The sequence below is a fragment of the Microbacterium sp. MYb62 genome (assembly GCF_002979475.1).
GTDB lineage: Bacteria > Actinomycetota > Actinomycetes > Actinomycetales > Microbacteriaceae > Microbacterium.
In genome coordinates this window covers 383,340-406,693 of sequence record NZ_PCOY01000001.1, presented here as the reverse complement: position 1 = coordinate 406,693, position 23,354 = coordinate 383,340, and the positions used below count along the sequence as shown (strand labels likewise).

General features: G+C 69.2%; 25 protein-coding genes and 1 tRNA gene. 11 read left to right on the top strand and 15 right to left on the bottom strand.

The genetic code is table 11. The annotated features are described in order from the left end of the window. Positions 1 to 132: 132 nt before the first annotated feature. A complete protein-coding gene (locus CQ042_RS01995) occupies positions 133 to 1,503 on the top strand; it encodes a glutamate decarboxylase (RefSeq protein WP_105668541.1) in 1,371 nt (456 codons plus the stop codon). 60 nt (positions 1,504 to 1,563) lie between these two features. Here CQ042_RS01995 and CQ042_RS01990 read toward each other — a convergent pair whose 3' ends face one another. Continuing rightward, positions 1,564 to 3,471, bottom strand: a complete 1,908-nt coding sequence (locus CQ042_RS01990; protein ID WP_105668540.1) for a heavy metal translocating P-type ATPase — start codon at positions 3,469 to 3,471, stop codon at positions 1,564 to 1,566. 126 nt (positions 3,472 to 3,597) lie between these two features. On the opposite strand from CQ042_RS01990, the gene CQ042_RS01985 reads away from it, so the two are divergent. Both CQ042_RS01985 and CQ042_RS01980 read left to right on the top strand, forming a co-directional pair. Beyond that, positions 3,598 to 4,377 carry a helix-turn-helix domain-containing protein gene (locus CQ042_RS01985; RefSeq protein ID WP_105668539.1) on the top strand — a complete coding sequence of 260 codons (780 nt, stop codon included), beginning with the start codon at positions 3,598 to 3,600 and terminating at the stop codon, positions 4,375 to 4,377. A 47-nt stretch (positions 4,378 to 4,424) separates the two neighbouring features. Continuing rightward, positions 4,425 to 4,772, top strand: a complete 348-nt coding sequence (locus tag CQ042_RS01980; RefSeq protein WP_105668538.1) for a VOC family protein — start codon at positions 4,425 to 4,427, stop codon at positions 4,770 to 4,772. A gap of 78 nt (positions 4,773 to 4,850) precedes the next feature. Here the strand turns inward: CQ042_RS01980 and CQ042_RS01975 are convergent, their stop codons facing one another. Next, on the bottom strand, positions 4,851 to 5,999 hold the full coding sequence (locus tag CQ042_RS01975) for a sensor histidine kinase KdpD (RefSeq protein ID WP_105668537.1): 1,149 nt from the start codon (positions 5,997 to 5,999) through the stop codon (positions 4,851 to 4,853). After that, positions 5,999 to 6,718 carry a response regulator transcription factor gene (locus CQ042_RS01970; protein ID WP_105668536.1) on the bottom strand — a complete coding sequence of 240 codons (720 nt, stop codon included), beginning with the start codon at positions 6,716 to 6,718 and terminating at the stop codon, positions 5,999 to 6,001. Before CQ042_RS01970 ends, CQ042_RS01975 begins: the two co-directional genes overlap by 1 nt. A 122-nt stretch (positions 6,719 to 6,840) precedes the next feature. Between CQ042_RS01970 and CQ042_RS01965 the strand changes: the two genes are divergently transcribed. From CQ042_RS01965 to CQ042_RS01955, 3 genes are read left to right on the top strand one after another with little or no spacing between them, the layout of a single operon-like run. Further along, the gene (locus CQ042_RS01965; protein WP_105668535.1) at positions 6,841 to 7,503 is read left to right on the top strand and encodes a glycosyltransferase family 2 protein; all 663 of its coding nucleotides are present in this window, start codon (positions 6,841 to 6,843) and stop codon (positions 7,501 to 7,503) included. After that, positions 7,500 to 8,192 carry a DUF2064 domain-containing protein gene (locus tag CQ042_RS01960; RefSeq protein WP_105668534.1) on the top strand — a complete coding sequence of 231 codons (693 nt, stop codon included), beginning with the start codon at positions 7,500 to 7,502 and terminating at the stop codon, positions 8,190 to 8,192. The genes CQ042_RS01965 and CQ042_RS01960 overlap by 4 nt, the downstream gene beginning before the upstream one ends. Next, positions 8,189 to 8,854: a bifunctional 2-polyprenyl-6-hydroxyphenol methylase/3-demethylubiquinol 3-O-methyltransferase UbiG gene (locus tag CQ042_RS01955; RefSeq protein WP_105668533.1), complete on the top strand. Its 666-nt coding sequence runs from the start codon at positions 8,189 to 8,191 to the stop codon at positions 8,852 to 8,854. The genes CQ042_RS01960 and CQ042_RS01955 overlap by 4 nt, the downstream gene beginning before the upstream one ends. On the opposite strand, the gene CQ042_RS01950 is transcribed toward CQ042_RS01955, so the two are convergent. Together CQ042_RS01950 and CQ042_RS01945 are read right to left on the bottom strand one after the other, a co-directional pair. After that, on the bottom strand, positions 8,819 to 9,046 hold the full coding sequence (locus CQ042_RS01950) for a hypothetical protein (RefSeq protein WP_105668532.1): 228 nt from the start codon (positions 9,044 to 9,046) through the stop codon (positions 8,819 to 8,821). The genes CQ042_RS01955 and CQ042_RS01950 overlap by 36 nt on opposite strands. Continuing rightward, on the bottom strand, positions 9,046 to 10,314 hold the full coding sequence (locus CQ042_RS01945; protein ID WP_105668531.1) for a molybdopterin-dependent oxidoreductase: 1,269 nt from the start codon (positions 10,312 to 10,314) through the stop codon (positions 9,046 to 9,048). Before CQ042_RS01945 ends, CQ042_RS01950 begins: the two co-directional genes overlap by 1 nt. 129 nt (positions 10,315 to 10,443) lie before the next feature. Here CQ042_RS01945 and CQ042_RS01940 point away from each other — a divergent pair, with 129 nt between their 5' ends. From CQ042_RS01940 to CQ042_RS01930, 3 genes are read left to right on the top strand one after another with little or no spacing between them, the layout of a single operon-like run. Beyond that, positions 10,444 to 11,337, top strand: coding sequence for an MTAP family purine nucleoside phosphorylase (locus CQ042_RS01940; protein WP_105668530.1), 894 nt, complete (start codon positions 10,444 to 10,446; stop codon positions 11,335 to 11,337). Then, positions 11,334 to 12,398 carry an NAD(P)-dependent oxidoreductase gene (locus CQ042_RS01935; RefSeq protein WP_105668529.1) on the top strand — a complete coding sequence of 355 codons (1,065 nt, stop codon included), beginning with the start codon at positions 11,334 to 11,336 and terminating at the stop codon, positions 12,396 to 12,398. The genes CQ042_RS01940 and CQ042_RS01935 overlap by 4 nt, the downstream gene beginning before the upstream one ends. Continuing rightward, entirely contained in the window at positions 12,395 to 13,801 is a 1,407-nt protein-coding gene (locus CQ042_RS01930; RefSeq protein WP_105668528.1) for a hypothetical protein, read from the top strand. Before CQ042_RS01935 ends, CQ042_RS01930 begins: the two co-directional genes overlap by 4 nt. A gap of 73 nt (positions 13,802 to 13,874) precedes the next feature. Here the strand turns inward: CQ042_RS01930 and nhaA are convergent, their stop codons facing one another. The 6 genes from nhaA to CQ042_RS01905 all read right to left on the bottom strand — a co-directional run bounded on the left by nhaA (position 13,875) and on the right by CQ042_RS01905 (position 17,288). Further along, positions 13,875 to 15,167, bottom strand: a complete 1,293-nt coding sequence (gene nhaA / locus CQ042_RS01925) for a Na+/H+ antiporter NhaA (protein WP_105668527.1) — start codon at positions 15,165 to 15,167, stop codon at positions 13,875 to 13,877. A gap of 68 nt (positions 15,168 to 15,235) precedes the next feature. Beyond that, positions 15,236 to 15,409, bottom strand: coding sequence for a hypothetical protein (locus tag CQ042_RS20360; RefSeq protein ID WP_181157399.1), 174 nt, complete (start codon positions 15,407 to 15,409; stop codon positions 15,236 to 15,238). 183 nt (positions 15,410 to 15,592) lie between these two features. After that, on the bottom strand, positions 15,593 to 15,976 hold the full coding sequence (locus CQ042_RS01920; RefSeq protein ID WP_105668526.1) for a HicB family toxin-antitoxin system: 384 nt from the start codon (positions 15,974 to 15,976) through the stop codon (positions 15,593 to 15,595). After that, the gene (locus tag CQ042_RS01915) at positions 15,973 to 16,167 is read right to left on the bottom strand and encodes a type II toxin-antitoxin system HicA family toxin (RefSeq protein ID WP_105668525.1); all 195 of its coding nucleotides are present in this window, start codon (positions 16,165 to 16,167) and stop codon (positions 15,973 to 15,975) included. Before CQ042_RS01915 ends, CQ042_RS01920 begins: the two co-directional genes overlap by 4 nt. Before the next feature lie 216 nt (positions 16,168 to 16,383). Continuing rightward, a tRNA-Arg gene (locus CQ042_RS01910) sits at positions 16,384 to 16,456 on the bottom strand. Between the two features lie 16 nt (positions 16,457 to 16,472). After that, positions 16,473 to 17,288 (bottom strand): SGNH/GDSL hydrolase family protein, encoded by an 816-nt coding sequence (locus CQ042_RS01905; protein ID WP_258131932.1) that lies wholly within the window; start codon positions 17,286 to 17,288, stop codon positions 16,473 to 16,475. Between the two features lie 92 nt (positions 17,289 to 17,380). On the opposite strand from CQ042_RS01905, the gene argS reads away from it, so the two are divergent. Then, positions 17,381 to 19,045 carry an arginine--tRNA ligase gene (gene argS / locus CQ042_RS01900; protein WP_105668524.1) on the top strand — a complete coding sequence of 555 codons (1,665 nt, stop codon included), beginning with the start codon at positions 17,381 to 17,383 and terminating at the stop codon, positions 19,043 to 19,045. Between the two features lie 41 nt (positions 19,046 to 19,086). Further along, positions 19,087 to 19,935 carry a DUF2993 domain-containing protein gene (locus CQ042_RS01895; RefSeq protein WP_105668523.1) on the top strand — a complete coding sequence of 283 codons (849 nt, stop codon included), beginning with the start codon at positions 19,087 to 19,089 and terminating at the stop codon, positions 19,933 to 19,935. A 21-nt stretch (positions 19,936 to 19,956) separates the two neighbouring features. Here the strand turns inward: CQ042_RS01895 and CQ042_RS01890 are convergent, their stop codons facing one another. From CQ042_RS01890 to CQ042_RS01875, 4 genes are read right to left on the bottom strand one after another with little or no spacing between them, the layout of a single operon-like run. Beyond that, positions 19,957 to 20,706, bottom strand: a complete 750-nt coding sequence (locus CQ042_RS01890) for an alpha/beta fold hydrolase (RefSeq protein WP_105668522.1) — start codon at positions 20,704 to 20,706, stop codon at positions 19,957 to 19,959. Between the two features lie 2 nt (positions 20,707 to 20,708). Then, positions 20,709 to 21,290 carry a TetR/AcrR family transcriptional regulator gene (locus CQ042_RS01885; protein WP_105668521.1) on the bottom strand — a complete coding sequence of 194 codons (582 nt, stop codon included), beginning with the start codon at positions 21,288 to 21,290 and terminating at the stop codon, positions 20,709 to 20,711. Then, positions 21,268 to 22,176: an alpha/beta fold hydrolase gene (locus tag CQ042_RS01880; protein ID WP_105668520.1), complete on the bottom strand. Its 909-nt coding sequence runs from the start codon at positions 22,174 to 22,176 to the stop codon at positions 21,268 to 21,270. The genes CQ042_RS01885 and CQ042_RS01880 overlap by 23 nt, the downstream gene beginning before the upstream one ends. A 54-nt stretch (positions 22,177 to 22,230) precedes the next feature. Then, positions 22,231 to 23,277: a YihY/virulence factor BrkB family protein gene (locus CQ042_RS01875; RefSeq protein ID WP_181157398.1), complete on the bottom strand. Its 1,047-nt coding sequence runs from the start codon at positions 23,275 to 23,277 to the stop codon at positions 22,231 to 22,233. Positions 23,278 to 23,354 lie beyond the last annotated feature (77 nt).

Here is a 23,354-nt window from a genome sequence, read left to right as displayed (position 1 = left end):
GGACTCATCCCGCGCGGATGAAAGACGCTGGCGCGACGCCACGCCGGTTGCGATAGTGGCGGCACACGACCAGCGACGAGGATCGAGCGTGTCGCCGGTGCGACGCCGTCAGCGAAGCGAAAGGTTCCGGACATGAGCACCCCCTTCACCGACGACCAGCCGATCTTCACGAGGCCGGGGGAGGCGACGCTCACCTCGCGCCACGTCATCCCCTCGGCCGAATCCCTTCCCGACACCGCGAAGCAGATCGTGGAGGACGAGACGATCCTCGACGGGAACGCGCGCCTGAACCTCGCGACGTTCGTGAGCACGTGGATGGACGACGACGCCAAACAGGTGTATTCGGCGTCGTTCGACAAGAACATGATCGACAAGGACGAGTACCCGCAGACGGCCGCGATCGAGGACAACTGCTGGCACATGTTCGCGAACCTCTGGAACGCTCCGGATGCGGAGAAGAGCATCGGCACCTCGACGATCGGCTCCTCGGAGGCCTGCATGCTGGGCGGTCTCGCGTTCAAGCGGCGTTGGCAGCAGGCCAGGCGCGCCGCGGGGAAGGACGCCTCGAGCCCGAACCTCGTGATGTCGTCGGCCGTGCAGGTGTGCTGGGAGAAGTTCTGCAACTACTTCGACGTCGAGCCGCGCTACGTGCCGATCAGCGCGGAGCACAAGACGCTCGACGGTCATGACCTGGCCTCGTACATCGATGAGAACACGATCGGCGTCGTCGCGATCATGGGATTGACGTACACCGGGATGTACGAGCCGGTGGCCGAGATCGCCGCCGCGTTGGACGAGATCCAGAAGAGCACCGGGCTCGACATCCCCATCCACATCGACGGGGCGTCCGGGGCGATGATCGCGCCGTTCCTGCAGCCCGATCTGGTGTGGGACTTCCGCCTCGACCGCGTGCACTCGATCAGCACGTCGGGGCACAAGTACGGCCTCGTGTATCCGGGGCTGGGGTGGGTGGTCTGGCGGGACGCGCAGTGGCTCCCCGAGGGCCTCGTGTTCAAGGTCAGCTATCTCGGAGGCGAGATGCCCACGTTCGCGCTGAACTTCTCGCGGCCGGGTGCGCAGGTGGTTCTGCAGTACTACCTGTTCCTGCGTCTGGGCTTCGAGGGGTACCGTGCCGTGCAGCAGACGTCGCAGGACGTCGCGAAGTACCTTTCGGCCGGCATCGCGAAGCTCGACGCGTTCGAACTCTGGAACGACGGCAGCGACATCCCGGTCTTCGCGTGGCGCCTCCAGGACGGTCACACGAAGAACTGGAACCTCTACCATCTGCAGGATCGGCTGCGGATGAAAGGCTGGCTGATCCCGGCCTACCCCATGCCGGTGGACCTCGAGCACATCACGGTGCAGCGCATCGTCGTCCGCAACGGGCTGAGCATGGACCTCGCGGCCGAGCTGCTGCAGGCGATTCAGGCCGAGGTCGCGTACCTCGACGCGCTCGAATCTCCGATGCCGGCCGAGAAGCCCCAATCGGCGTTCCACCATTGAGCCGACGAGTGCTGCGCCACGATCCGCACGTATCGTCTGGCGGGTGTCGTGCCTCGCGAGTCAGTCGGCAGGGAGCGGCGCCGCCTCCTCGGTGTTCCGGCTTCGGGAGACCGAGGGAGCGGGAAGCACAGGGGAGGGGCCGCGGAGCGCCCGCAGCGCATAGAGGATCGTCGCGAGGTCGACGAGCTCCTGGACGAGGGCGCCGACGACGGCGGGGATGATCCCGGTCATCGCGACGATCATGAGGCCGATGCTCAATCCGATCCCGATCCAGATCGCGGTGAGGGCGACGCGCAGCGTGTGGCGCCCGATCGAGACCGCATCGACGAGCTTCGCCAGCGAATCGACGAGGATCACGACATCGGCCGCATCACCCGCCGCTGTCGCTCCCTTCGCGCCCATGGCGACCCCGATGTCGGCGGCGGCGAGCACGGGGGCGTCGTTCACTCCGTCGCCGACCATCATCACCGGACGGGGGTGGAGCTCGGCGGCGAGACCGACCTTCTCCGGCGGGAGCAGCTCGGCGTGGATCTCCGCGATGCCCACCTGATGAGCGACCGATTCCGCCGTCGAGCCGACGTCGCCGGTGAGCATGACGATCCGGTCCACCTCGTGCGTGCGCAGCCAGGTGATGACCGCCGCCGCTTCGGGTCTCGGGTGGTCGGCGAGGACGAGGACGCCGGCGAAGCGCCCGTCGATCGCGATGTACGCCGCCGCCTGGCTCACGTCGAGCGTCGCGCGGACGGTGTCGGGGGCCAGCGCGGTCACATAGGCGGGTTTGCCGACGACGACCTCGCGCCCGTCGATCACGGCCACGACGCCGTTCGTGGCCTCTTCGCGCGCTTCGGCGGCGCTGCGGAGCACGAGACCGCGCGCTTCCGCGGCGCCACGGATGCCCTCAGCGAGCACATGTGTCGAATACTGCTCTGCGGAGGCCGCGAGCTGAAGGATCTCATCCGTGCCGAATCCGTTCGCCGGTCGGACGTCGACGAGCTCCGGACGTCCCTGTGTGAGCGTTCCCGTCTTGTCGAACGCCGCAGACCGCACACGCGCGATCTGCTCGATGACGGCACCGCCCTTCATGATCACTCCGGCTTTCGCGGCACGTGAGAGCCCGCCGAGGAAAGCGACGGGCGCGGCGATGAGGAGGGGACACGGCGTCGCGAGCACGAGGACCTCTGCGAACCGCGTCGCGTCGCCGGAGATCGCCCACGCGGTCCCCGCCAGGGCGAGGGACACGGCGGTGAACGGGATCGCGAAGCGGTCGGCCAGACGTACGACCGGGGCGTGTGAGTCTTCGGCCGCGTGCACGAGAGCGACGATCTGCTGGTACTGGCTGTCGACGCTCGTGCGGACGGCCCGAATTCGCACGGCACGGCTTCCGTTGATCGCGCCGGAGAGCACCTCTCCGCCGGACCCGCGCGTCACCGGCATGCTCTCGCCGGTGAGCGAGGACTCATCGAAGGTCCCCGTGTCGGTGAGGAGCACGCCGTCGACCGGCACGATCTCCGAGGGGCGGACGAGGAGGACGTCTCCGATGGCGACGTCTTCGACGGGGCGATCCTCCACGGCGTCGGAGTCCTCGTGGGGATGCGCGAGCACATGCGCGATGCGAGGGGAGCGATCGAGCAGGGCGGACAGATCCCGCTTCGCGCGCCGGGCCGCGAAGTCCTCCAGCGCCTCACCGCCGGAGAGCATCAGCACGATGATGAGTGAGGCGATGTACTCGCCGACGGCCAAGGTCGCGACCATCGCGACGATCGCGAGGATGTCGAGGCCGACATGGCCCCGGAGCACATCTCTCACCATCCCGACCAGAGTCCACACGACGAACACGGCGACGTAGCCGGTGGCGATCCAACGGCCGACGGCAGCGGCGTCGACACCATGGAGCACCAGCACGCCGACGAACACGACGACGGTGATCGTGATCGACGGGTATCGCCACAGCGGCCGGAGGAACCTCATGCCTCAGCTTCCCGCGAATCGGCGTGGAGCGCCACGTCGTTCAGCACCCGATCCGGACGGGAGGTGGGAGCATGAACCGGCGGCCCTCGGAAGTGTCGAGGACGGCCCCGCACAGAAGGAGGTGAAGTGAGGTACACGCGGCACGCACCGGCGACACGCCTCTCGGGTTTCGTCGAACACTACTGGTCGGTGACGGCACCCGCGCCCCCGGGCGCACTGCGTGCCGTGCTCGTCCCGAACGGGCGAGCGACCGTGCAGTTCTGCCTCGGCACACCGGGACGGCGCTTCGCGGCAGGGGGACCTTCGACGAGGAACGCGAACGTCTATCTTCCCGTGGGAGTCGAGCCGTTCGTGATCGAGCAGGAAGGTGACTCGCACTACGTCGGCATCCAATTCACGCCGTGGGGTGCGAGGTCGCTGTTCCCCGAGGCCCCGACACAGCCCGCTCAGGTGGTCGATGCCATCGGCCCGCTCCCGGACAAGAGCCGCCTTCGAGGGGATCCAGCCGACGAACTCGACCGCTGGCTTGGCGAGTTCGCGCGGAAGGATCCGTCCTTCGCAGAAGTCCTTCCCGAAGCCGTCCGGCAGATCGACGCCGACCCCTCGGTCGCCGTGGTGAAGGAACTCCGTGTGGCTCTGGCGGTCTCCTCATCGACGCTGTACCGCGCCTTCCGCGACCTCGTCGGCCTCTCTCCGAAGCAGTACATCCAGGTGATGCGCCATCGTGCCTTCACCGATCGCCTGCTCGAACGTGCCGACCGCGAGCCGGCGGCGCTCCTCGCCGCCATTGCCGGGTACGCGGACCAGCCCCATGCATCGCGCGAGTTCACGAGATTCACGGGGATGACGGTGACCGCATTCCGTCATCGGTACGACGGGATCGCCCGTCTGATGGCGCAGGACTGACCGATTTCTTCAAGCCCCGCGGAACCCGCTCTTCCTAGCCTTGCCGTATGGGAAACATCATGCACATCGAAGTGACCAGCACCGATCCGGCCGCGGCCGCCGAGTTCTATGCCCGCGCCTTCGGGTGGGTGTCGGAGCCGTCTCCGCACCTGCCCGGTTACCTGACCGCCAGAACAGGATCCGGCACCGGTATCGACGCCGCGATCATGGATCGCCGCTACCAGGGTCAGAGCACGATCCTCTGGATCGCGGTCGACGACATCGAGGTCACCCTCGCCGCCGTCGAGGGCGCGGGCGGTGAGAGGGGAGAGTTGCACGACCTCCCCGGCGTCGGAAGAGTCGGATACGTCACCGCTCCGGACGGGGTCGTCATCGGAGTCAAGCAAGCCGCCTGACGCCCGAGGTTCGGGGCCTTCCCTCGGCCGTTCCCGGGGACACCACGGATCCTCGACCGGGCGCTCCGCTACGACGATCTAGGGCGCCGACGCCAGCGAGGCGGGCAGACGGATGTCGAAGCGAGACCCGACGTCGGCCTGGTGGGCGCTGATCACGCCGTCGTGCGCCTCGACGATGCCGCGGGCGATGGCGAGGCCGAGCCCCGCCCCGCTGGCACCGTGGATGCCGGCACCCGGCGTTCGGGCGTCGGTGCCACGCCAGCCGGGTTCGAACACGCGGTCGAGGTCGGCATGCGCGATGCCGATGCCGGAGTCCTCCACCGACAGCAGCATCACCTCGTTCTCGCGGGCGGTGCTGATGCGGATCGTCCCCCCGGTCGGGGTGTGCTCGATCGCGTTCGCGAGGAGATTCATCATCACGCGGGCGAGCTCTCTGGCGTCGCCGACGATCGTGTGCTCCGGGCTCGTGCGCTCGATCACCGAGATGCTGCGCGCCTGAGCGACCGGGGCCAGTTCGGCGACGGCATCGCTGACCAGATCGTGGAGCGACATCGGCTCCGGGCGGAGCACGAGGGTCCCCGAGGTGATCTTGGAAAGTTGGAAGAGGCTGTCGACCAGATCCGTCATGTGGTCGACCTGGCGGCGCATCTGGCGGTGGAATCGCGCAGGATCGTCGGCCATCCCGTCGTCGAGAGCCTCCGTCATCGCCCGCAGCCCGGCGAGCGGGCTGCGCAGGTCATGCGAGATCCACGCGATCAGTTCACGCCGCGACCGATCGAGGAGCTGCACCTCGTCCCTGGCTGCCGCGAGTCGCTCGCTCGTGGTGACGAGTTCCTCGGCTACCCGGGCGAAGTCCGCGTTCACGGCGAGCGAGCCCGTGGCGTCGAGGCGCTCGCCGTCGCCCACCGAGTGCGTCAGCTTCTGGAGCGAGCGCACTCCGCGCAGCAGCTGCATGGCGAGCACGACGGCCACGGCCAGCGCGACGACGGCCGAGATCGCGGTCACCACGACGACCACGAGGAGGTCGTGGGGCGAGATGTACATGGCTTCGGCGACGGCGAGCACGCCCGTCGCGAACGCGAGCACGACGGCCAGGATGACGACGCACAACTGCAGCATGAGTGAGCGTCGACGAAGCAGCCATAGTGCGATCACACCGAGCACGCCGACCAGCAGTGCGCTGATCAACGCGATGCCGGCGATCGCGGCGACGTCGGCGACAGGCATCAGGCGGGCCCCCACTCGAGGCGGTAGCCGACGCCCCACACCGTGACGAGCACCGTCGGGTTGCCCGGATCCTCCTCGATCTTCTCGCGGAGGCGGCGGGTGGTCACGGTCACCGTCGACAGGTCGCCGATCTCCCAGCCCCACACGCTTCGCAGCAGCGTCGGGCGGTCGAACGTCTGCCGCGGGTGCTTGAGGAGGAACGCGAAGAGATCGAACTCGCGCACCGAGAGCTCGAGCGGAGCGCCGTGCTTCGTCGCGATGCGGGCCGAAGGATCGAGGTGGAAGGGCCCGAGCTGGAACGGCGCCTCGCGCGCGAATTCCGGCAGGCTCCGTCGCAGCACCGAGTTGACCCGCAGCACCAGTTCCTTGGGGGAGAAGGGCTTGACGACGTAGTCGTCGGCACCCGCCTCCAGACCGTCGATGCGGTCGTCCTCGGAGCCGAGCGCGGTGAGCATGATGATCGGTACGGAGGAGCCGGCACGGATACGGCGACAGACCTCGGAACCGTCGATGCCCGGCAGCATCCGGTCGAGCACGACGAGATCAGGGGAGCCGGTGGCGACGGCGGCGAGTCCGGCGAAGCTGTCGGTGGCGACGTCGACGATGTAGGAGGCGGCCTGCAGGTAGGTGCGCACGATCTCGGAGACGGTCGCGTCGTCTTCGATCACGAGGACGCGACGATCCGCGAACTCGGGCGAGTCGGACAAGGGCGGGGACATGGTCCCATCGTAGGTTCGCGGGACTTCTTCCTCGCGAGGAATCCGGCTGTTCCCGGCATCCTTCCTCGGTTCGTAAGGAGTTGGCGGGGGTCGGAGCAGTCCTCGATCCCTAGCGTCGGGGTATGAGATTCCGCACCGATGTCGTCCTGCCGTGCCTCGACGAGGCGGAGGCGTTGCCCGGTGTGCTCGCCGCGCTTCCGCAGGGAGCCAGGGCGATCGTGGTGGACAACGGCTCGACGGACGGCTCGGCGGAGGTCGCACGTGCCGCGGGTGCTCTGGTCGTCGAGGCGCACCAGCGCGGCTACGGTGCCGCGGTGCACGCCGGCCTCTGCGCCGCCACCGCATCGGTCGTCGCATTCTGCGATGCCGACGGCTCTTTCGACCTCGGTCAGCTCGATCGGGTCGCGGGGCCTGTCCATCGCGGCGAGAGCGACCTCGTCTTCGGGCGGCGCAGAGTCACGAGCGCGGCGTCGTGGCCCGTGCACGCACGCTTCGCGAATGCTGCTCTTCTCGGGATGGTGCGCCGGCGCACCGGCCTCGCTCTGCATGACCTCGGCCCCTTCCGTGCCGGACGCCGCGAGCAGCTTCTCGCCCTCGGCCTGGAGGATCGCCGCAGCGGCTACCCGCTCGAGCTGCTGCTCCGCGCCGGGAAGGAGGGTCTGCGGATCGACGAGGTCGACGTGGACTACCGTCCGCGACTCGGACGATCGAAGGTCACGGGTACCGTCCGGGGCACCGTGACCGCCGTCGTCGACATGCGCAGCGCCCTGCGGAGGTTCGCATGAACGACACGGACACGGACACGAACACGAAGACGACGACGATCGTCGTGATGGCCAAGGAATGCGTGCCAGGGCGGGTGAAGACGCGTCTGCATCCTCCATTCACGCTGGAGGATGCGGCGAGGATCGCGGAGGCGAGCCTCGCCGACACTCTCGCCGCCGTCGGCGCGACCGGACTGCCGGTCGTCGTCTGCGCGCAGGGCGAGATCGCACTCCCCGCCGGCTTCGACTCGATCCCGCAGGTCGAGGGAGGGCTGGACGATCGGATCGCCGCGGCGCTGGACTCCTGCACCGGCCGTGTCCTGCTGATCGGCATGGACACGCCCCAGGTGGATCCGTTGCTCCTGCGCGCCGTCGCCGACGACTGGCCGGACGATGTCGATGCCTGGTTCGGTCCGGCCGAGGACGGCGGTTTCTGGCTGCTGGGCCTCGACGACCTGCCGCGGGAGCGACTCGGCGGACGTCCGCGCGGTGATCTGGTGCGCGGAGTTCCGATGTCGGCACCGGACACCGGCCTGCGGCAGCGCGAGCGCCTGGTCGGTGCCTGGCTCAGAACCGCCTCCGCACCGCCCTTGATGGACATCGACGACCTCGCCTCGTTGCGCGAGGTGGCATCGGTGCTGCCGGCAGGTGGACACCTCGCCCGCCTTCTGCCTGAGCTGGGCGTCGACCTCGAAGCCGGTGCCTCATGAGCGCTCCGGCGACGGCGCACTTCGGCGCGGGCGGCGACGCCCCGTACGACGTCGCGCTGCGTAACGGAGGCGGGGTGCTGCGGTTGGTCGAGGTGGCGGCAGGGGGTGAGCGTCGCGTCGAGATCGGCCGATTCCTCGCCGCTGCCGACGCCGCCGACGACTCGGTGATCTCGAAGATCAGAGGTCCGGTGCTCGATGTGGGCTGCGGACCGGGGCGGATCCTGCATGCGGCGATCCGCTCGGGGCAGCTCAGTCTCGGGGTGGACGTCTCTCGAACGGCTGTCGAACACGCGCGGGAACGGGGGCTACCGGCATTGCAGCTGTCGGTGTTCGACGCGCTCCCTCAGGAGGGCGCATGGGAGACGCTTCTCCTCCTCGACGGCAACATCGGCATCGGCGGGTCGCCCGCGGTGCTGCTCGAGCGCTGCGCCGAGATCATCACGCCGCTCGGCAGCATCCTCGCCGAGGTCGATCCGGATCCTCACGTCGATCGCGGCTTCGTGGCCACGGTGGTCGACGACGACGGACGATCGAGCTCGGCATTCCCCTGGTACGACATCGGGGCCGCGGCGCTGCGTCGTCGGCTGCACGGCTCCGCGCTCGACCTCGTCGAGAGCTGGACGGTGTCAGGACGTGCGTTCGTCCGGCTCCGCCGGGCGTGAACGACGTCCGGCCCGCCGGTGGTGCGCGGCGCTGATCGCGGCCAGGAGCCCGTCGTGCACCACGACCACGGCGACGAGCCAGAGTACGACGCTGAGCAGCTGGTCGACGGACTGCGTCGAGAGGAGGAGCCAGCCGCCCCAGGCGAGCCCGAGGCCCCCGGCGACGATCAGCGCAGGACGGATGTAACGCATCAGGCCACCTCGATGGAGGTGAGCCACTTCGTCTGGAGCACTCCTGGTCGTCCAGGAGCGATGACCCGTGCGGGATACCCGTGGTCGAGGTCCAGCGGCTCCCCGTTCAGGCGCAGGGCGATCAGGGTGCGCGGATCACGGGCGTAGGCGGCCGGCATGGTCGTCTCCCGAAAAGCGCCGCGGCGCTGCAGGCTGCGCAGACGGATCGTCGCCTCCTCGGGCATTCCGCCCAGATCCAGAAGGTCCCGGAGACGCACGCCCGTCCAGGTCGCGTCGATCGTCCATCCCTCGACGCAGGCGATGGGCAGCACTTCGGTCCGCTGCGGGAGAGCTTCGAGATCGGCGCGCGCGAGGGCGAGTGCTCCTTCGCCGGCTCCGAGACGCAGCATCCATCCGGGGTCGCTCGCGAGGTCGGTCACCTCGGCCTGTCGGGCCGAGCGGTTGACCGTGACCCCTTGCGCAGCGGACACGCGCGCCCGGGGCTCCTTCAGGCTGAACGGGCCGATCGGGGCGACCGCGTGTGCGAGCGCGGCAACACCGGTCAGTGCGGATGCGCCCCCGACGACACCGAGGAACCGGCGTCGGGAGACGGCGGTCGTCTTCGGCGCGCCGGCTTCCTCCGAGGTCTGGTGCCGGTCCCTGGTCTCGGTCCGATCCTGTTCCGGAGTCTGGTCCTGTACCGGTTCTCGGTCGTCGCCGGGACCGCCGCTCCGCCAGGCGCGGATGATCGCCGGCAGGTGGACCGCGATGTGCACGATCATCGCTCCGATGAGCACCCACGCGAGTGCGAAGTGCGTGCGGCGGAAGGAGAAGTCCCAGGGATACCACTTCAGGGCGTTGAGCACTCCGGTGATCGGCTCCATCAGGGCGGTGGCGACGAGGATCGCCAGGCTCGCGCGCTCCAGAAGGTGCGGAAGGCTCCGAACCGGAGGCCACGTGAAGAGCTGGGGGAACACGACCCAGAGCTTGGCCAGCAGCAGCGGGATGAGCATCGCACCGACGACCACGTGCGTCCCCTGCGTCCACGCGTAGAGGTGGGCGGGCCCCGGCGGCGGGGAGAGCCACGGCAGCGGGCTCTGCAGCAGATTGCTGTAGATCCCGGTGAGGAAGCAGATGAGGAATGCGGCTCCGAGCAGGCGGCCCACCACGACGGTCGTCCTGGTGGTGCGCAACGGGGAGCCGAGAGCGGCGCGCACCCGTTCGGATCGCTCCTGGAGCGCGTTCGACAGCCGCTCGGTGACGGAGCCGATCGTGCGGGGAGTGGCCATGCCCCCAGTATGCGAAGCGGCTTCGGCGCGGCGGCGCCGATCCCCTTACAGAGTGATGACGAGTCAGATGTCATCGCGGTGTAAGGAAATCGGTGTCCTGGATGGCTGCCGCTCGCGCAGTCTGGGGTGATGAGCGATGTAGTGCAGGGAGCCTCGGGCGCGGAGAGAGACAGCGCGGAGATCGAGATCGCGGTCATCGGGGGGTCGGGCTTCGAGACGCTCGACCTCGTCGACCGGGCGGTCGTTCCGCCCAGCGTGTCGCCGTGGGGGACGATCCCCGAAATCGTGACAGGGCGGCTGAGCGGGCGCACGGTGGGCTTCGCACCGCGCCACGGTGTCGGGCACCGGGTGCCGCCGCACCTGGTCGATCCTCGGCCGCTGTTGTGGGGGTTGCGGCGCAGGGGAGCGCGGGTGCTGCTGTCGACGAACGCCGTCGGCGGGCTGGACGCTTCTCTGCGTCCGGGTGACTTCGTGCTCACCGATCAGTTGATCGATCGCACGAACGGCAGAGCGGACACGTATTTCGACGGCGCGGGGGACGCATCGGGAGTGCAACATCTGCCGTTCGCCGAGCCGTACGACGCCGACCTGCGCCGGATCGCGTTCACTGCCCTGCAGGGGCTCGGCGAACGCGTACACGCGAGCGGCACGAGCGTCGTGATCCAGGGGCCGCGCTTCTCGACGGCCGCGGAAGCCGACTGGCACCGTGCGATGGGTGCCCGGCTGGTCAACATGACGCAGTTGCCGGAAGCCGCCCTCGCCGCGGAGGTGGGCCTCGCGCACGTGAACCTCGCGATCGTGACGGACACCGACACCGAGTGGGGAGAGGCTGAGGCCGACACCTCGGCGACCGCGGAACGGGTCTTCGCCGTGATGGCGGCAGCGCAGCCTCGGCTCAGCGCGGCCGTCGCGGCGATCATCGACGCGATCCCGACCGGAAGGGAGGCCGTGCCGCGACTCGCGCCGGACGTCGTCGACGCTCTTCTTCGTCGCGGTGAGCACGGGCAGGGGGAGCAGGCATGACAGGGCGGCTCCTCGTCACCGGCGGGGCGGGGTTCATCGGCTCCGCCGTCGTCGATGCAGCGCTGACCGCCGGGTGGCGGGTGCGGGTGCTCGACTCGCTGCGTCCCGACGTGCACGCGGCGGCACAGGGCCCTCCGCGCGGCGAGGTCGAGTTCGTGCGCGCGGACGTGCGCGACGAGGATGCGGTCGCCCGGGCACTGATCGACGTCGACGCCGTGTGCCATCAGGCGGCGAAGGTCGGCCTGGGGCTCGGCATCCGTGACGCCCCCGACTACGTCTCGTCGAACTCGCTCGGCACGGCGAACCTGCTCGCGGCGATGACGGAGGCCCGCGTGGAGAGGCTCGTACTGGCCTCGTCGATGGTCGTCTACGGGGAAGGCCTGTATCTCGACGATGACCGCGTCGTGCAGCCGCCACCGCGTACGAGGGACGACCTCGAAGCCGGTCGCTTCGACCCGCTGTCGGCGCGGACCGGCGCACCGCTGCGACCGTTGTCGATCTCCGAGAACCAGCCGTGCGATCCGCGCAACGTCTATGCGGCGACCAAGCTCGAGCAGGAGCTGCTGGCCCGCTCCTGGGCACAGAGCGGGGGAAGGGCCGCCCTTCTCCGGTACCACAACGTCTACGGGCCGGCGATGCCGCAGGGGACACCGTATGCGGGTGTGGCATCGCTGTTCCGCTCGGCGCTGGAACGCGGCGAGACGCCACGGGTCTTCGAAGACGGGGAGCAGCGACGGGACTTCATCCATGTGCGCGACGTCGCCGCCGCCAACATCGCCGCACTCGACTGGACGGAGACGGCGGAGGCGGAGGCGGCGAGGGCGTTCAACGTCGCCACGGGCGTGCCGCACACCATCGGCGAGTTCGCCGATGGGCTCGCTGCCGCGTTCGGCAGCGAGCGGCCACCGCGCACGGGCGAATTCCGGATGGGCGACGTGCGGCACATCACCGCATCCGCCGACCGGATCAGGGCGGAGCTGGGATGGCGTCCTCAGGTCGGGTTCGAGGAGGGCGTGCGGGAGTTCGCGCACGAACCGCTGCGCGACAGGGCCGAGGGATGAGCGAGGTGAGATTCCGCGCCGGGTCGCGGCTGGCGGTCTGGGGCGTCGTGGGGGCACTCCTCCTGATCGCCGCCGCCATCGCCGTCCCGGCTCTGACGGGCTGGAACGTGCGGGTGAACTCGTTCCCGCCGCTGCACGCGGAATGGATGCCGCGGCTGGGGCCCGGCACGCCGCTCGCGGTCCTGCTCGGCATCGCAGCGTTCGTCTGGGGCCCCCGCATCGCCTCGTCGGCGCGGTGGGGGCACCTTCTGCTGATCGCCTTCGGCGCCTCCGCACTGTGGTTGTTCGCGCTCGCCACGGTGGACGGCCTCGACGGGATCGGCACGATCCTCGACCATCGGTACGAGTATCTGGGCACCGCGCGGGAGGTCGACGACGTCGGTGCCACTCTGCGCGAATACATCGAACGCATCCCCTACGCCCACGCGGACAACTGGCCGGTGCACATCGCCGGTCACCCGCCGGGAGCGCTGCTGTTCTTCGTCGCCCTGGTCCGGCTCGGGCTCGGCAGCGCGCTCGCCGCGGGCTTCGTCGTGCTGGTGCTGGGGGCCACCACCGTCATGGCGGTCATGATCGCGCTGCGGGCATTGCGGGCTGAGGAGTACGCGCGAAGGGCCGTGCTCTTCCTGGTGTTCACCCCCGCCGCGATCTGGATCGCGGTGTCGGGCGACGGCCTGTTCATGGCGGTCGCGGCGTGGGGGATCTGCGCCCTCGCCCTGGCCACGGCGACGACCGGCGCACGTCGGGTCGTCTGGTCGCTCACGGCGGGGCTGCTGCTCGGATACTGCGTGATGCTGTCGTATGGCCTGCCGCTGCTGGGGATACTGGCCGTCGCGGTCCTGTGGGCGGGAAAGTCGTGGGTGCCGTTGCCGATCGCCGGTGCGGCGGCTCTGGGAGTCGTCGGACTGTTCGCTATCAACGGGTTCGCCTGGTGGGAGGCGTTCCCCGTGCTGCAGCAGCGCTACTGGGACGGCGTGGCCTCGCGGCGACCGCCGGAGTATTGGATGTGGGGAAATCTCGCCGCGTTCGGCGTGAGCGCCGGCCCCGCCATCGGCGCCTCGATCGCCGCCGTGGGTGCTGCCACGGTCGGGATGTTCGGCGGGCGCAAACGCGAGCGCGGGAGCGAGTTCGTCGCGAGGGACGTCGTGGCGGGCGGGCGCGGGGGAGCGAAGTGGGATCCGCGCGTCGTGCTGTTGACGCTGGCCGCAGCCGGGTGGCTGATGGTGCTCGCCGCCGACCTGTCGAACATGAGCCGGGCGGAGGTCGAACGCATCTGGTTGCCGTTCGTGCCGTGGGCGACGCTCGGTCTCGCCCTCTTCGGACGCTCGACGCGTCGCTGGCTGCTGGGTCTGCAGATCGGATTCGCGATCGTCGTGCAGTCGCTGCTCAGCACCGGGTGGTGAGCAGCGACCGCACGGGCGACGGCGGTGAGTCCGGCGCCGGATGCGCACGACCGCCGCTGCGTGCGCTCCGTCCTCACACCGCGGATGCGGACGCGGGCGCCGCCCGTCGCCGTGCGCGGGCATTGCGCCGGGCGAGGATGACCCCGCCCAGGACCGCAGCGACGAGCGATCCGACGAGCACGCCGATCTTCACATGCTCGTCGGCGACGGAGCTCGATCCGTAGGCGAGCTCTCCGACGAGCAGGGACACCGTGAAGCCGATCCCCGCGAGGAAGGCCATGCCGATCAGGTCGGGCCAGCGCAGCGTCTCGTCCAGCCGGAGCGCCGGGAAGCGGCTCAGCAGGAATGTCGTCGTGAGGATGCCGATCGGCTTTCCGGCGACGAGTCCGACGACGATCCCGACCGTGATCGGATCGGCGAAGGCGGAGGTGAGCCCCTCCAGTCCGCCGACCGTCACACCCGCCGCGAAGAACGCGAAGACCGGGACGGCGAACAGTGTGGCCACGACGCTCCATCGGTCGGCGAAGTGGGCGGCCATGCCGTCGTAGACCGGTCGCCCTGCGTCGTCGGTGCCCGTGCGCACCCTGGCGCGTTCGGTCGCCGTGACCGGGACGACGAAGCCGAGCAGCACGCCCGCGACGGTCGCGTGGACACCCGACGCGTGGATGCAGACCCACACCGCGATCGCGAGCGGAAGCAGGACCCACCACGCGCGCACGCCTCTCGCCACCAGCGCGGCGAACCCCGCGAGCGGCAGCAGTGCGAGGATCAGCCACGGGAAGCGGATGGAGTCGGTGTAGAACGTCGCGATGATGGTGATCGCGATGAGGTCGTCGATGATCGCGAGCGTCAGCAGGAACACGCGCAGTGCGGGAGGAAGGAACTTGCCGACCACCGCGATCACGGCCACGGCGAACGCGATGTCCGTCGCGGTGGGGATCGCCCAGCCACGCAGCGCATCCGCTCCACTGCCGGCATTGATCAGGGTGAAGATGACCGCGGGGACCACGACACCACCCACGGCCGCTGCGATCGGCAGGGCCGCTCGACGAGGGTCGCGCAGACGCCCGGCGACGAACTCCTCTTTCAACTCGAGGCCGACGACGAAGAAGAAGATCGCCAGCAGGCCGTCTGCCGCCCAGGCGCCGACGCTGAGTTCGAGGTGCAGTTCGGGGATGCCGAACGTGAAGTCCCGCACCGATTCATACCAGGGAGCTGCGGGGCTGTTGGCGAGGACCAGGGCTGTGAACGTCGCCGCGAGCAGGAGCGCCCCGCCGAGGACGTCGCTGCGGGCGTTCGAGCGGATGCCTTGCCACAGCGCATGCGGAGCGAGGGAGAAACGGGCAGGAGCAGGATTCGGGGACACGGAAAAGACCTCACGCGAGAGAAGGGGTGAATGGCGCAAGACGACCACCGCCCCGTTCGAGGCGTGGTCTAGTTCCGTGGCGGCGGGCAGCCGGCGATCTCGCCGTGCGAGAGCGTGCCCCAGACGCTGGTCCACCCGTTCGTGCCCGGGTGCAGGACGAATCGCATCCATTCCCTCATCGGCGTCGCCGAGCGCAGACGGTGCGGGGCACGCGTCGAACCGGCGATCGAGAGGAGGGGCATTCGAACAGCCTATCCGGGTGGGCTGGGAGTCCCCGGCTCGCACGTGCATTCCCCTCTACGGTGCGTTGGCCCGCCATCGCTCTCAGGGGGCCCGGAAGTGACGCAGACGAATCATCGTGCCGCATCGAACTCGCGCGCTCTCGTCGACCGCCTTCTCGGGTGGAGTGCGTTGCTAGGACGTCATCAGGACTTCACGAGTTGGTGCGCCCGTTGGTGAGACACCTCGAACAGTTCCCCAATATCGCGAAGCGTGATGTCTTGAGCGGCCAGAGCCTTCGCCAGGTCTCGAGCTCTCTCGTTCGCCTCGCGCTCCATCTTCTCGGCTTCAGCGCGCTCAATCTTGATGTCTTCGAGGATCTGAGTGACGTGCTCAATTGTTCCGATGCGCTCAGCTTGAACGTGGATGTCGAATGAATCCAAGGGGACGTCGAGCGTGACGGCGATGTACTCCTTCGCCATCTTGTGTGCCTCGTTGATCGTGCGCGCTTGAGTGAGGCCGTCGATCTCTGGGATCGCAACCATCCACCACTTGCCCTCTCGGCTGATGGTGACCTTGTAGTTGTTCATCTGGTGGCCTCCTCAATCGCCTTGTTGACCTTTCGAACAACTCCAGGAGAGATCGTCTTATGCCCATCCGGGACGCTGATACTGATTCCTCCATTCACCCAGACGGTGTGGGAGCCGACTGCACGGTCAGGGAGGAAGCCTGCATCGCGGAGAGCTTTGACGATCTTGCGGGTGGGCTGTTCGCTGACCATGAGTGTAGTCTATTCGCTCTAGACAAAACCAGTCAAGTCGGGCTAGACATTTCGAGCATTCGGTTGCGCAGAGGACTGATCGTGTATCTCGCCGCGGATGCCGGGTGGGTCCCTGTCCTGAGGGCTGGCAAAACGATAGCCACCTCAAAAGTTGAGGTGGCTATTGTTCTGGCTATTGGAAGCCGGGGAATTCCCAGACTGTCCAGTGTTCCGTTGTGCCCCCGACAGGAGTCGAACCTGCGACCTACGGTACCGGAAACCGGCGCTCTATCCACTGAGCTACGGAGGCGTACCGATCGACAATATCACTCGTCGGGGGTGGTCTCCGACCCGCCGGCCTCGGTGGCCGGTGCGACGCGCAGCTCGTCGAGCGCCGCGGCGACCTTCTCGGCGAGATAGCGGTGTCCCTCGGTGGAGGGGTGCTTGCGTCCCACCTCGACGTCGATCACGTCGAGGTAGTTCTGTGCGGTGATCCAGTCCTGGGCGACGGGGGAGACGTACCACCAGCCGCGGGCCGCGGCGAGCTCGGACAGATCCGTGTCGATGCGCGCGGTGGCGGCGCCGACCGGAAGCTCGTGGGGTGCCGGTCCGAGGACCACGACCGTCGCCTCGGGGTAGGTCGTGGCGAGGGCGTCCCACGCGGCGTTCACGGCCTCGCGGTAGCCGGCGACGCCCTGGGCCCGGTCATTGATCGAACCCTGGATGATCACGAGATCGGGTGCCAGGGACGGGTCGAGAGCGGCGATCCGCTCCCCGAAGGTCGGTCCATCGATCCCCGGCTTGAGATATCCGCTGCCGCGGACGCCGTTCACGATCGTCTCGCCACCGAGCAGGTCGCCCAGAAGATACGCGTAGCCGAGGGTCGGATCGCTCGCCGCCGAGCCGTACGTCCAGGAGTCGCCGAAGACCAGCACGGTGGGGTGCTCCGGCAGGACGAGCGGTGCGGGGGCGATCACCGCGGAGGTGCCGAGGTCGCCGTCGGATGCTGCTCCCAGCGGGGCGGTGGACGGCATCGGGGTCCATGGTCGCCACACGCCGAGAACGACGGCCGCGACGGCGAGGAGCAGGGCGATGACGATACCTGCGGCGCCCACTCGACGTCGGGTGGCGGTGGGTTTCATGGCATGAGAGTAGATCACCGGAGGCCGATCGCAAATTCCTCCGCGTCGGCGCCGTCTCTCCCCACTGTCCGGCCCCGTAAACTGGGGAGGCTATGAACCCCGAAACCCTCGCCGAAGCCCTCCTCGCCGTCCTCGCCCCGATCGCCGAGGAACGACGTCCCGGTGAGCCTCTCGGGCTCGCCGCGTCCGACATCGTGCTGGAGCGCCCGCGCAATCGCGACCACGGAGACTGGTCGTCGAACATCGCCATGCGCCTCGCCAAGCCGTTCGGCACGAATCCTCGCGAGCTCGCGCAGCAGATCGTCGACGGGCTCGCCGAAGTCGACGGCGTCTCGAGCGCCGAGGTCGCCGGTCCCGGCTTCATCAACATCCGCTTGGATGCCGCCGCAGCGGGCGCGCTGGCGAAGGTCATCGTCGACGCCGGCACCGGCTACGGCACGAACGCGTCGCAGGCGGGCGTCAGCGTGAACGTCGAGTTCGTGTCGGCCAACCCGACCGGCCCGCTGCACATCGCCCACACCCGTTGGGCGGCGCTCGGCGACTCGATCGTGCGTCTGCTCCTCGCGAGCGGCGCCACTGCCGTCCGCGAGTACTACATCAACGACGCCGGCGCGCAGATGGATCGCTTCTCCCTCTCGGTGCTGGCTGCGGCGAAGGGCGAGCCGACCCCCGAGGGCGGCTACCCGGGGGCGTACATCGCGACGCTCGCCGGCCGCGTCCTCGAGGCGCGCCCCGACCTGTTGGAGCTTCCCGAAGACGAGCAGCTGGGTGTCGCGATGGAGCTCGCGTACGATTTCCAGCTCGCCGAGATCAAGAGATCGCTCGACCGTTTCAACGTGCCGTTCGACGTCTGGTTCTCGGAGCGCACGCTGCACGCGAAAGACGCCTCCGGCACGAGCCTGATCGATCAGGCCGTCGATCGTCTGCGCGAGCAGGGGCACGTGTTCGACGACGAGGGCGCCGTCTGGGTGCGCACGACCGACTTCGGCGACGACAAGGATCGCGTCATCCGCCGCTCGAACGGCGAGTACACGTATTTCGCCGCCGACGCCGCGTACTACCTGAACAAGGGTGACCGCGGATTCCAGAACAAGATCTACCTGCTCGGTGCCGACCACCACGGCTACGTCCACCGGCTCAAGGCCATCGCCGGCGCCGCAGGCGAGGATCCGGAGAAGAACGTCCAGGTGCTGATCGGGCAGATGGTCTCCATCAACGGCGCCCGTCTCAGCAAGCGCGCCGGCAACATCATCGAGATGGACGACCTGCTCGACTGGCTCGGCACCGATGCGCTGCGGTACTCGCTGGAGCGTTCGCCCGCGGACTCGCCGCTCGACCTCGACCCCGAGCTGCTGCAGAAGCGCACCAACGACAACCCGGTGTTCTACGTGCAGTACGCGCACGCCCGGACGCACAACGTCGCGCGCAACGCCGCCGACTCGGGCGTCGACCGCTCCGAGTTCGCCCCGGAGACGCTCACGCACGAGAGCGAGGGCGCACTGCTCGGCGCCCTGCAGGAGTTCCCGCGCATCGTCGCGTTCGCCGCCGAGGTGCGCGAGCCGCACCGTGTCGCCCGCTACCTCGAGGAGCTGGCGGGGCTGTACCACCGCTGGTACGACAACTGCCGCGTGATCCCGCAGGGCGACGACCCGATCGAGAGTGTGCATCGCACACGGCTGTGGCTGAACGATGCCGCCGGCCAGGTCTTCCGCAACGGGCTCGATCTGCTGGGAGTGAGCGCCCCCGAGCGCATGTAGCGTGCGTTGTGTCGCCCTGTCGGTACGGCAGGATGGCAGGCATGAGTGACGACAACCACACCCTGCCGTACCCGGACGCCGCGGCGGAGCACCCGACGCTCGTGATCCCCGGCTCGTCAGGGGAGTCGCATGCGGATGCCGGGCCCCGCACCCGGCGGCGCTGGCCCTGGGTGCTGCTGATCGTGATCGTCGTCCTGGCGGTGCTCGCCGTCGCGGCCGAGCTCATCGCGCGCGCCGTGCTGCCGGGGACCGTGCGCTCGATCGTCATCGAACAGCTCGACCTCCCCGCAGACCAGCAGCTCGACGTCGAAGCCGAGGGCCTGCTCGTCCCGCAACTGATCGTCGGCAGTCTCGACAGCCTGCACCTGTCGACCGACTCCCTGACCCTGGAGGGCATCACCGGGGCGGCGGATGTCACTGCGACCGCGGTGCCGCTGCGCGGCGGTGACCTCGGAGGCGCCTCCGGCACGATCCGCATCGATCAGGAGCAGTTCACCTCGCTGCTCTCCGGCACCGACCTCCCGGTGGAGTCCGTCGAGTTCGATGCGCCGAACGCGACGGTGGCGGGGTCGTTCTCCGTGTTCGGTGCGGCGGTCCCGCTCTCGCTGACCTTCCTTCCCGGCGTCGTCGACGGAGATCTGGACCTCACACCGGTCGCCGCGAGCATCGGCGGACTCGACATCGACCTCGACGACGTCGGCTCCAGCCTCGGCTCCCTCGGGGAGGGGCTGACGAAGGCGCAGCGGATCTGCATCGCCGATCGGTTTCCGGCCGGACTCACTCTCACGGGTCTCGAGATCGTCGACGGTGCGGCCGTGATCGACGTCGATGTGGACGGCGCGATCGTCTCGGACGCCTCGTTGCAGGAGAAGGGCGTCTGCCCGAGCTGATCCGCCGGGAGGACCGCGTCGCTAACGAGCCACCGGGCGACCGTCGAGCCAGGACTCGATGCGCTGCGCGAGCCAGGCCGGACGCTGCAGCGGGATGCCGTGACCGCAGCCGTCGACCACCTCATGCGCGCTCGACGGGAGCGCGGCATGGAGCGCCGCAGCCGAGCGCTTCATGAGCGTCTTCTCCTCCGCTCCGACGAGGATCGACGCGGCGCCAGGGAAGCGTCCCCAGGCGGCGGGTGGCACGAACCGGAGATTCTCCTCGACGGAGCGGAGGAGGGTCTCGCGGGAGATGCCCGCCGACGTGCGCACATAGTCCGTCATGAGCTCCGCCGGGATGAAGAGCTGCCGTGCCTGGAGCCTGGCGAACCGTTCCTGCTTCGCCAATCCCGCCATCGCCCCGAGCAGGGCGAGCGTGGGACCGGTCGCCCGCATCGGCACGGCCTGCGCGCTGACGACGATGACCTGGTCGACCAGATCGGGGCGCTGCGCGGCGAGCTGCACCGCCAGCTGGGCGCCGAGTGAGAACCCGACGACCGTCGCCGGGCGTCCCTCCTCCTCCAGGGCGAGCGCGAGCGCGGCGGTCGTCGCCGCGTGGGAGACGTACGGCTCATCCGCGCTGAGGCCGTGGCCGGGAAGGTCGGGGATCACGAGGCGTCGTCCCTGGTCCAGGTGGGCGCGCATCGGCTCCCACATCCAACCGGCGACGCCTCCGCCGTGCAGGAGCAGAAGTGGGCGTTCCCCCTGAGGGCCCGAGGTCTTCACGTGCATCGTCAGTTCCTCTCGAAGGTCTCGGCCATGCGGCCGATCGTGTCGATGGCGCGTTCGAGCTGTGCCGGCTCGAACGGCCCCAGCAGCTGCGCCGCGGTGAGAAGGCCGATCGATGCGCTCGAGAGCGCGAGCGCGAGCGCATCGACGTCCACGTCGGGCACGATCTCGCCCCGCTCCTGCAGTCCGTGAAGCCATTCGACGACCCGCTGCTGGCGGTCGCGATAACGGCCGTCGGTGATCTCGGCGACGTGTGCACCGAGGATGCCGCGATCGTCGAGGAACGCCGCCGTCATCAGTGCATCGTCGCTCAGTGCGCGTGCCGAGGCCCGATACGCCGAGCTGAGGCGGGGATGGTCGCCGAGCTCGGCGCGCACGCGATCGTTCATGCGCGTGGTGCCGCGTTGCAGCAGCGCGTCGAGGATCTCGTGCTTGCCGGCGAACTCCAGATACACCGCTCCCTTGCCGATCCCGGCATGCCCGGCGATCGACGCCACGCTCATCGCGTCGAAACCCCGGGCCAAGACGAGCTCCTCGGCCGCGTCGAGGATGCGCTCGCGCCGATCAGGAACGCGTGGTCTGGGCATCGTCGCTCCTGTTCAGGTGGTCGAGCATCGCCGGGATGACGAGGTCAGGGCGGTCGCGCTGCACCCAGTGGCCTGCTCCGGGGACGATCCGCAGCGACCCGGCGGGCAGCAGGTCGGCTGCGACCTCGATGCGGGGGAGGGGGACGCCGGAATCGTGGTCGCCGTGCACCAGGAGAGTCGGCGTGCGGATCGACGGCAGCTGCTCCGTGTAGACGGTGCGCAGCCGATTCCAGAGCACCTGATCACGCTGCCACTCCCCGAAGACCTCCAGACCGGTGCCCGTGGCGGCCTCGCTGAGCACCGCATCCACGAGCTCCGGTGTGCGGGACTGCGGGTTCCGCACCAGATCCCGGAGTCCACGCTCCATCGCCGGTCCGTTGCGTGCGTAGGAGCGGGTCAGCGCGGCCAGCAGGCCGGAACGCAACAGGAGGAAGGTGCTCAGTTGCGTCATCGGTCCGAAGAAGCCGTCGGCCAGGCGGGGCATCAAGCCGTAGCAGCCGAGCAGCACGGCGGAGCGTGCACGGCCGGGTTGATCCAGGAGGTGTCCCACGGTCATGCCCCCGCCGAGGGAGAGCCCGGCGATCGCGTAGTCGGAGAGTTCGAGCCGGTCGACGAGCTCGCCGACATGCCGGACGAGTCCCTCCTGGGTGAGCGCCCAGTCCGCGCGGGGGCTGTCTCCGAATCCTGGGTGGTCGGGGGCGATGACGCGATGCCCGGCCTCGGCGAGTGCGGATCCGACCTCGCGCCAGGAGAGTTCGGCGCTGTCGGCGCCGCCGCCGTGCAGGAGAAGGACCGGCGTCCGCTTCTCGTCGGCGGGATGCCATTCCAAGGCCGAGACCGTGGCGTGCGGCAGATCGATGCGGATGCGGATGCGGCGAGGCTCCATGGCTTCCTTTCGTTGTGACCAATATAGCCGATTGGGTCACAACGAGGGCGGGCGTCAGGACGGACCGTCGGATGCAGCGGCCTTCTGCGCTGCGCGCAGTTCGGCGGTCGCGATCTGCACCTCGACCTCCGCGCGCTGCAGGCGTCTCTGGGGGAACGTCGTCGCCGAGAACCGGGCGTGCACGCGATCGGCGTTCTCCTCTTCGGCGGTCACGATGTATGCGCAGGCGTAGAGCATCACCTGGGCGGAGAAGTTCAGCCAGATCAGGAGGGCGAGCAGCGACGCGAAGGACGCGAGAAGCGGGTTGCTCGTCGCGCCGCCCACGAAGAGTCCTGACAGCTCCTGCAGGGCCAGGAGTCCCAGCGCGCCCAGCAGCGCACCCGACCAGAGGGAGCGCGCAGCCGGACGCACACCGGAGAGCAGGCGGAACACGCCGATGATGATCACCGCGTCGAGCGCGAAGACGACGAGGAGCGAGAGGAGCCGCACGGCCCACGCGACCGCAGCCGAGTCGGCGGAGAGACCGAGCAGGTCGCTGACCCAGGCGACGCCGAGCTGGCCGGCGAAGGTGAGGAAAGCCGATGCGACGAAGGCCAGTCCGATTCCGAGGGCGAGCGCGAGGTTTCGCACGATCACCCAGATCCAGAGGATGTCGTCCTGCACGGTTCCGGCGAGCACGCGCACGGCCGTGCGCAGCGAGCCGATGGCGCCGAGGGCGGAGCCGACGAGGGCGATGAGCGAGATGATGCCGGCGATCGACAGGGACGCCGGTGCGCGGAGATCCTTCGTCTTGATCACGCCGTCCTCCCCGATGAGCCCCGGCACCGCGGACTGCACGGCATCGATGATCGCCTGCCACGCCACGGGATTCCCGGCGAGCCACAGTGCGGCGATCGAGAAGCCCAGCAGCACGCCGGCGAACACGCTGAAGAGTGCACGATACGTGACGCTGTCGGCGAGCATCGGTCCGCGCCGCTCCGTGTAGAGCAGTGCGGCGCGCACCGGTCGCCGCGCGAGCGCCCACGCGATCACGGGGCCGGTGATGCGCGGGATGAGGCCCGGACGCGCGGGGGAGTCTGTCCGTTTTTCACTGTTCGTCACGCCCCCACCCTAGGAGGAGCGGAGGGACCGCTGCAGGGGCTTGACGCCGCGCGTCACCGTGACCAGGGTGATCGATT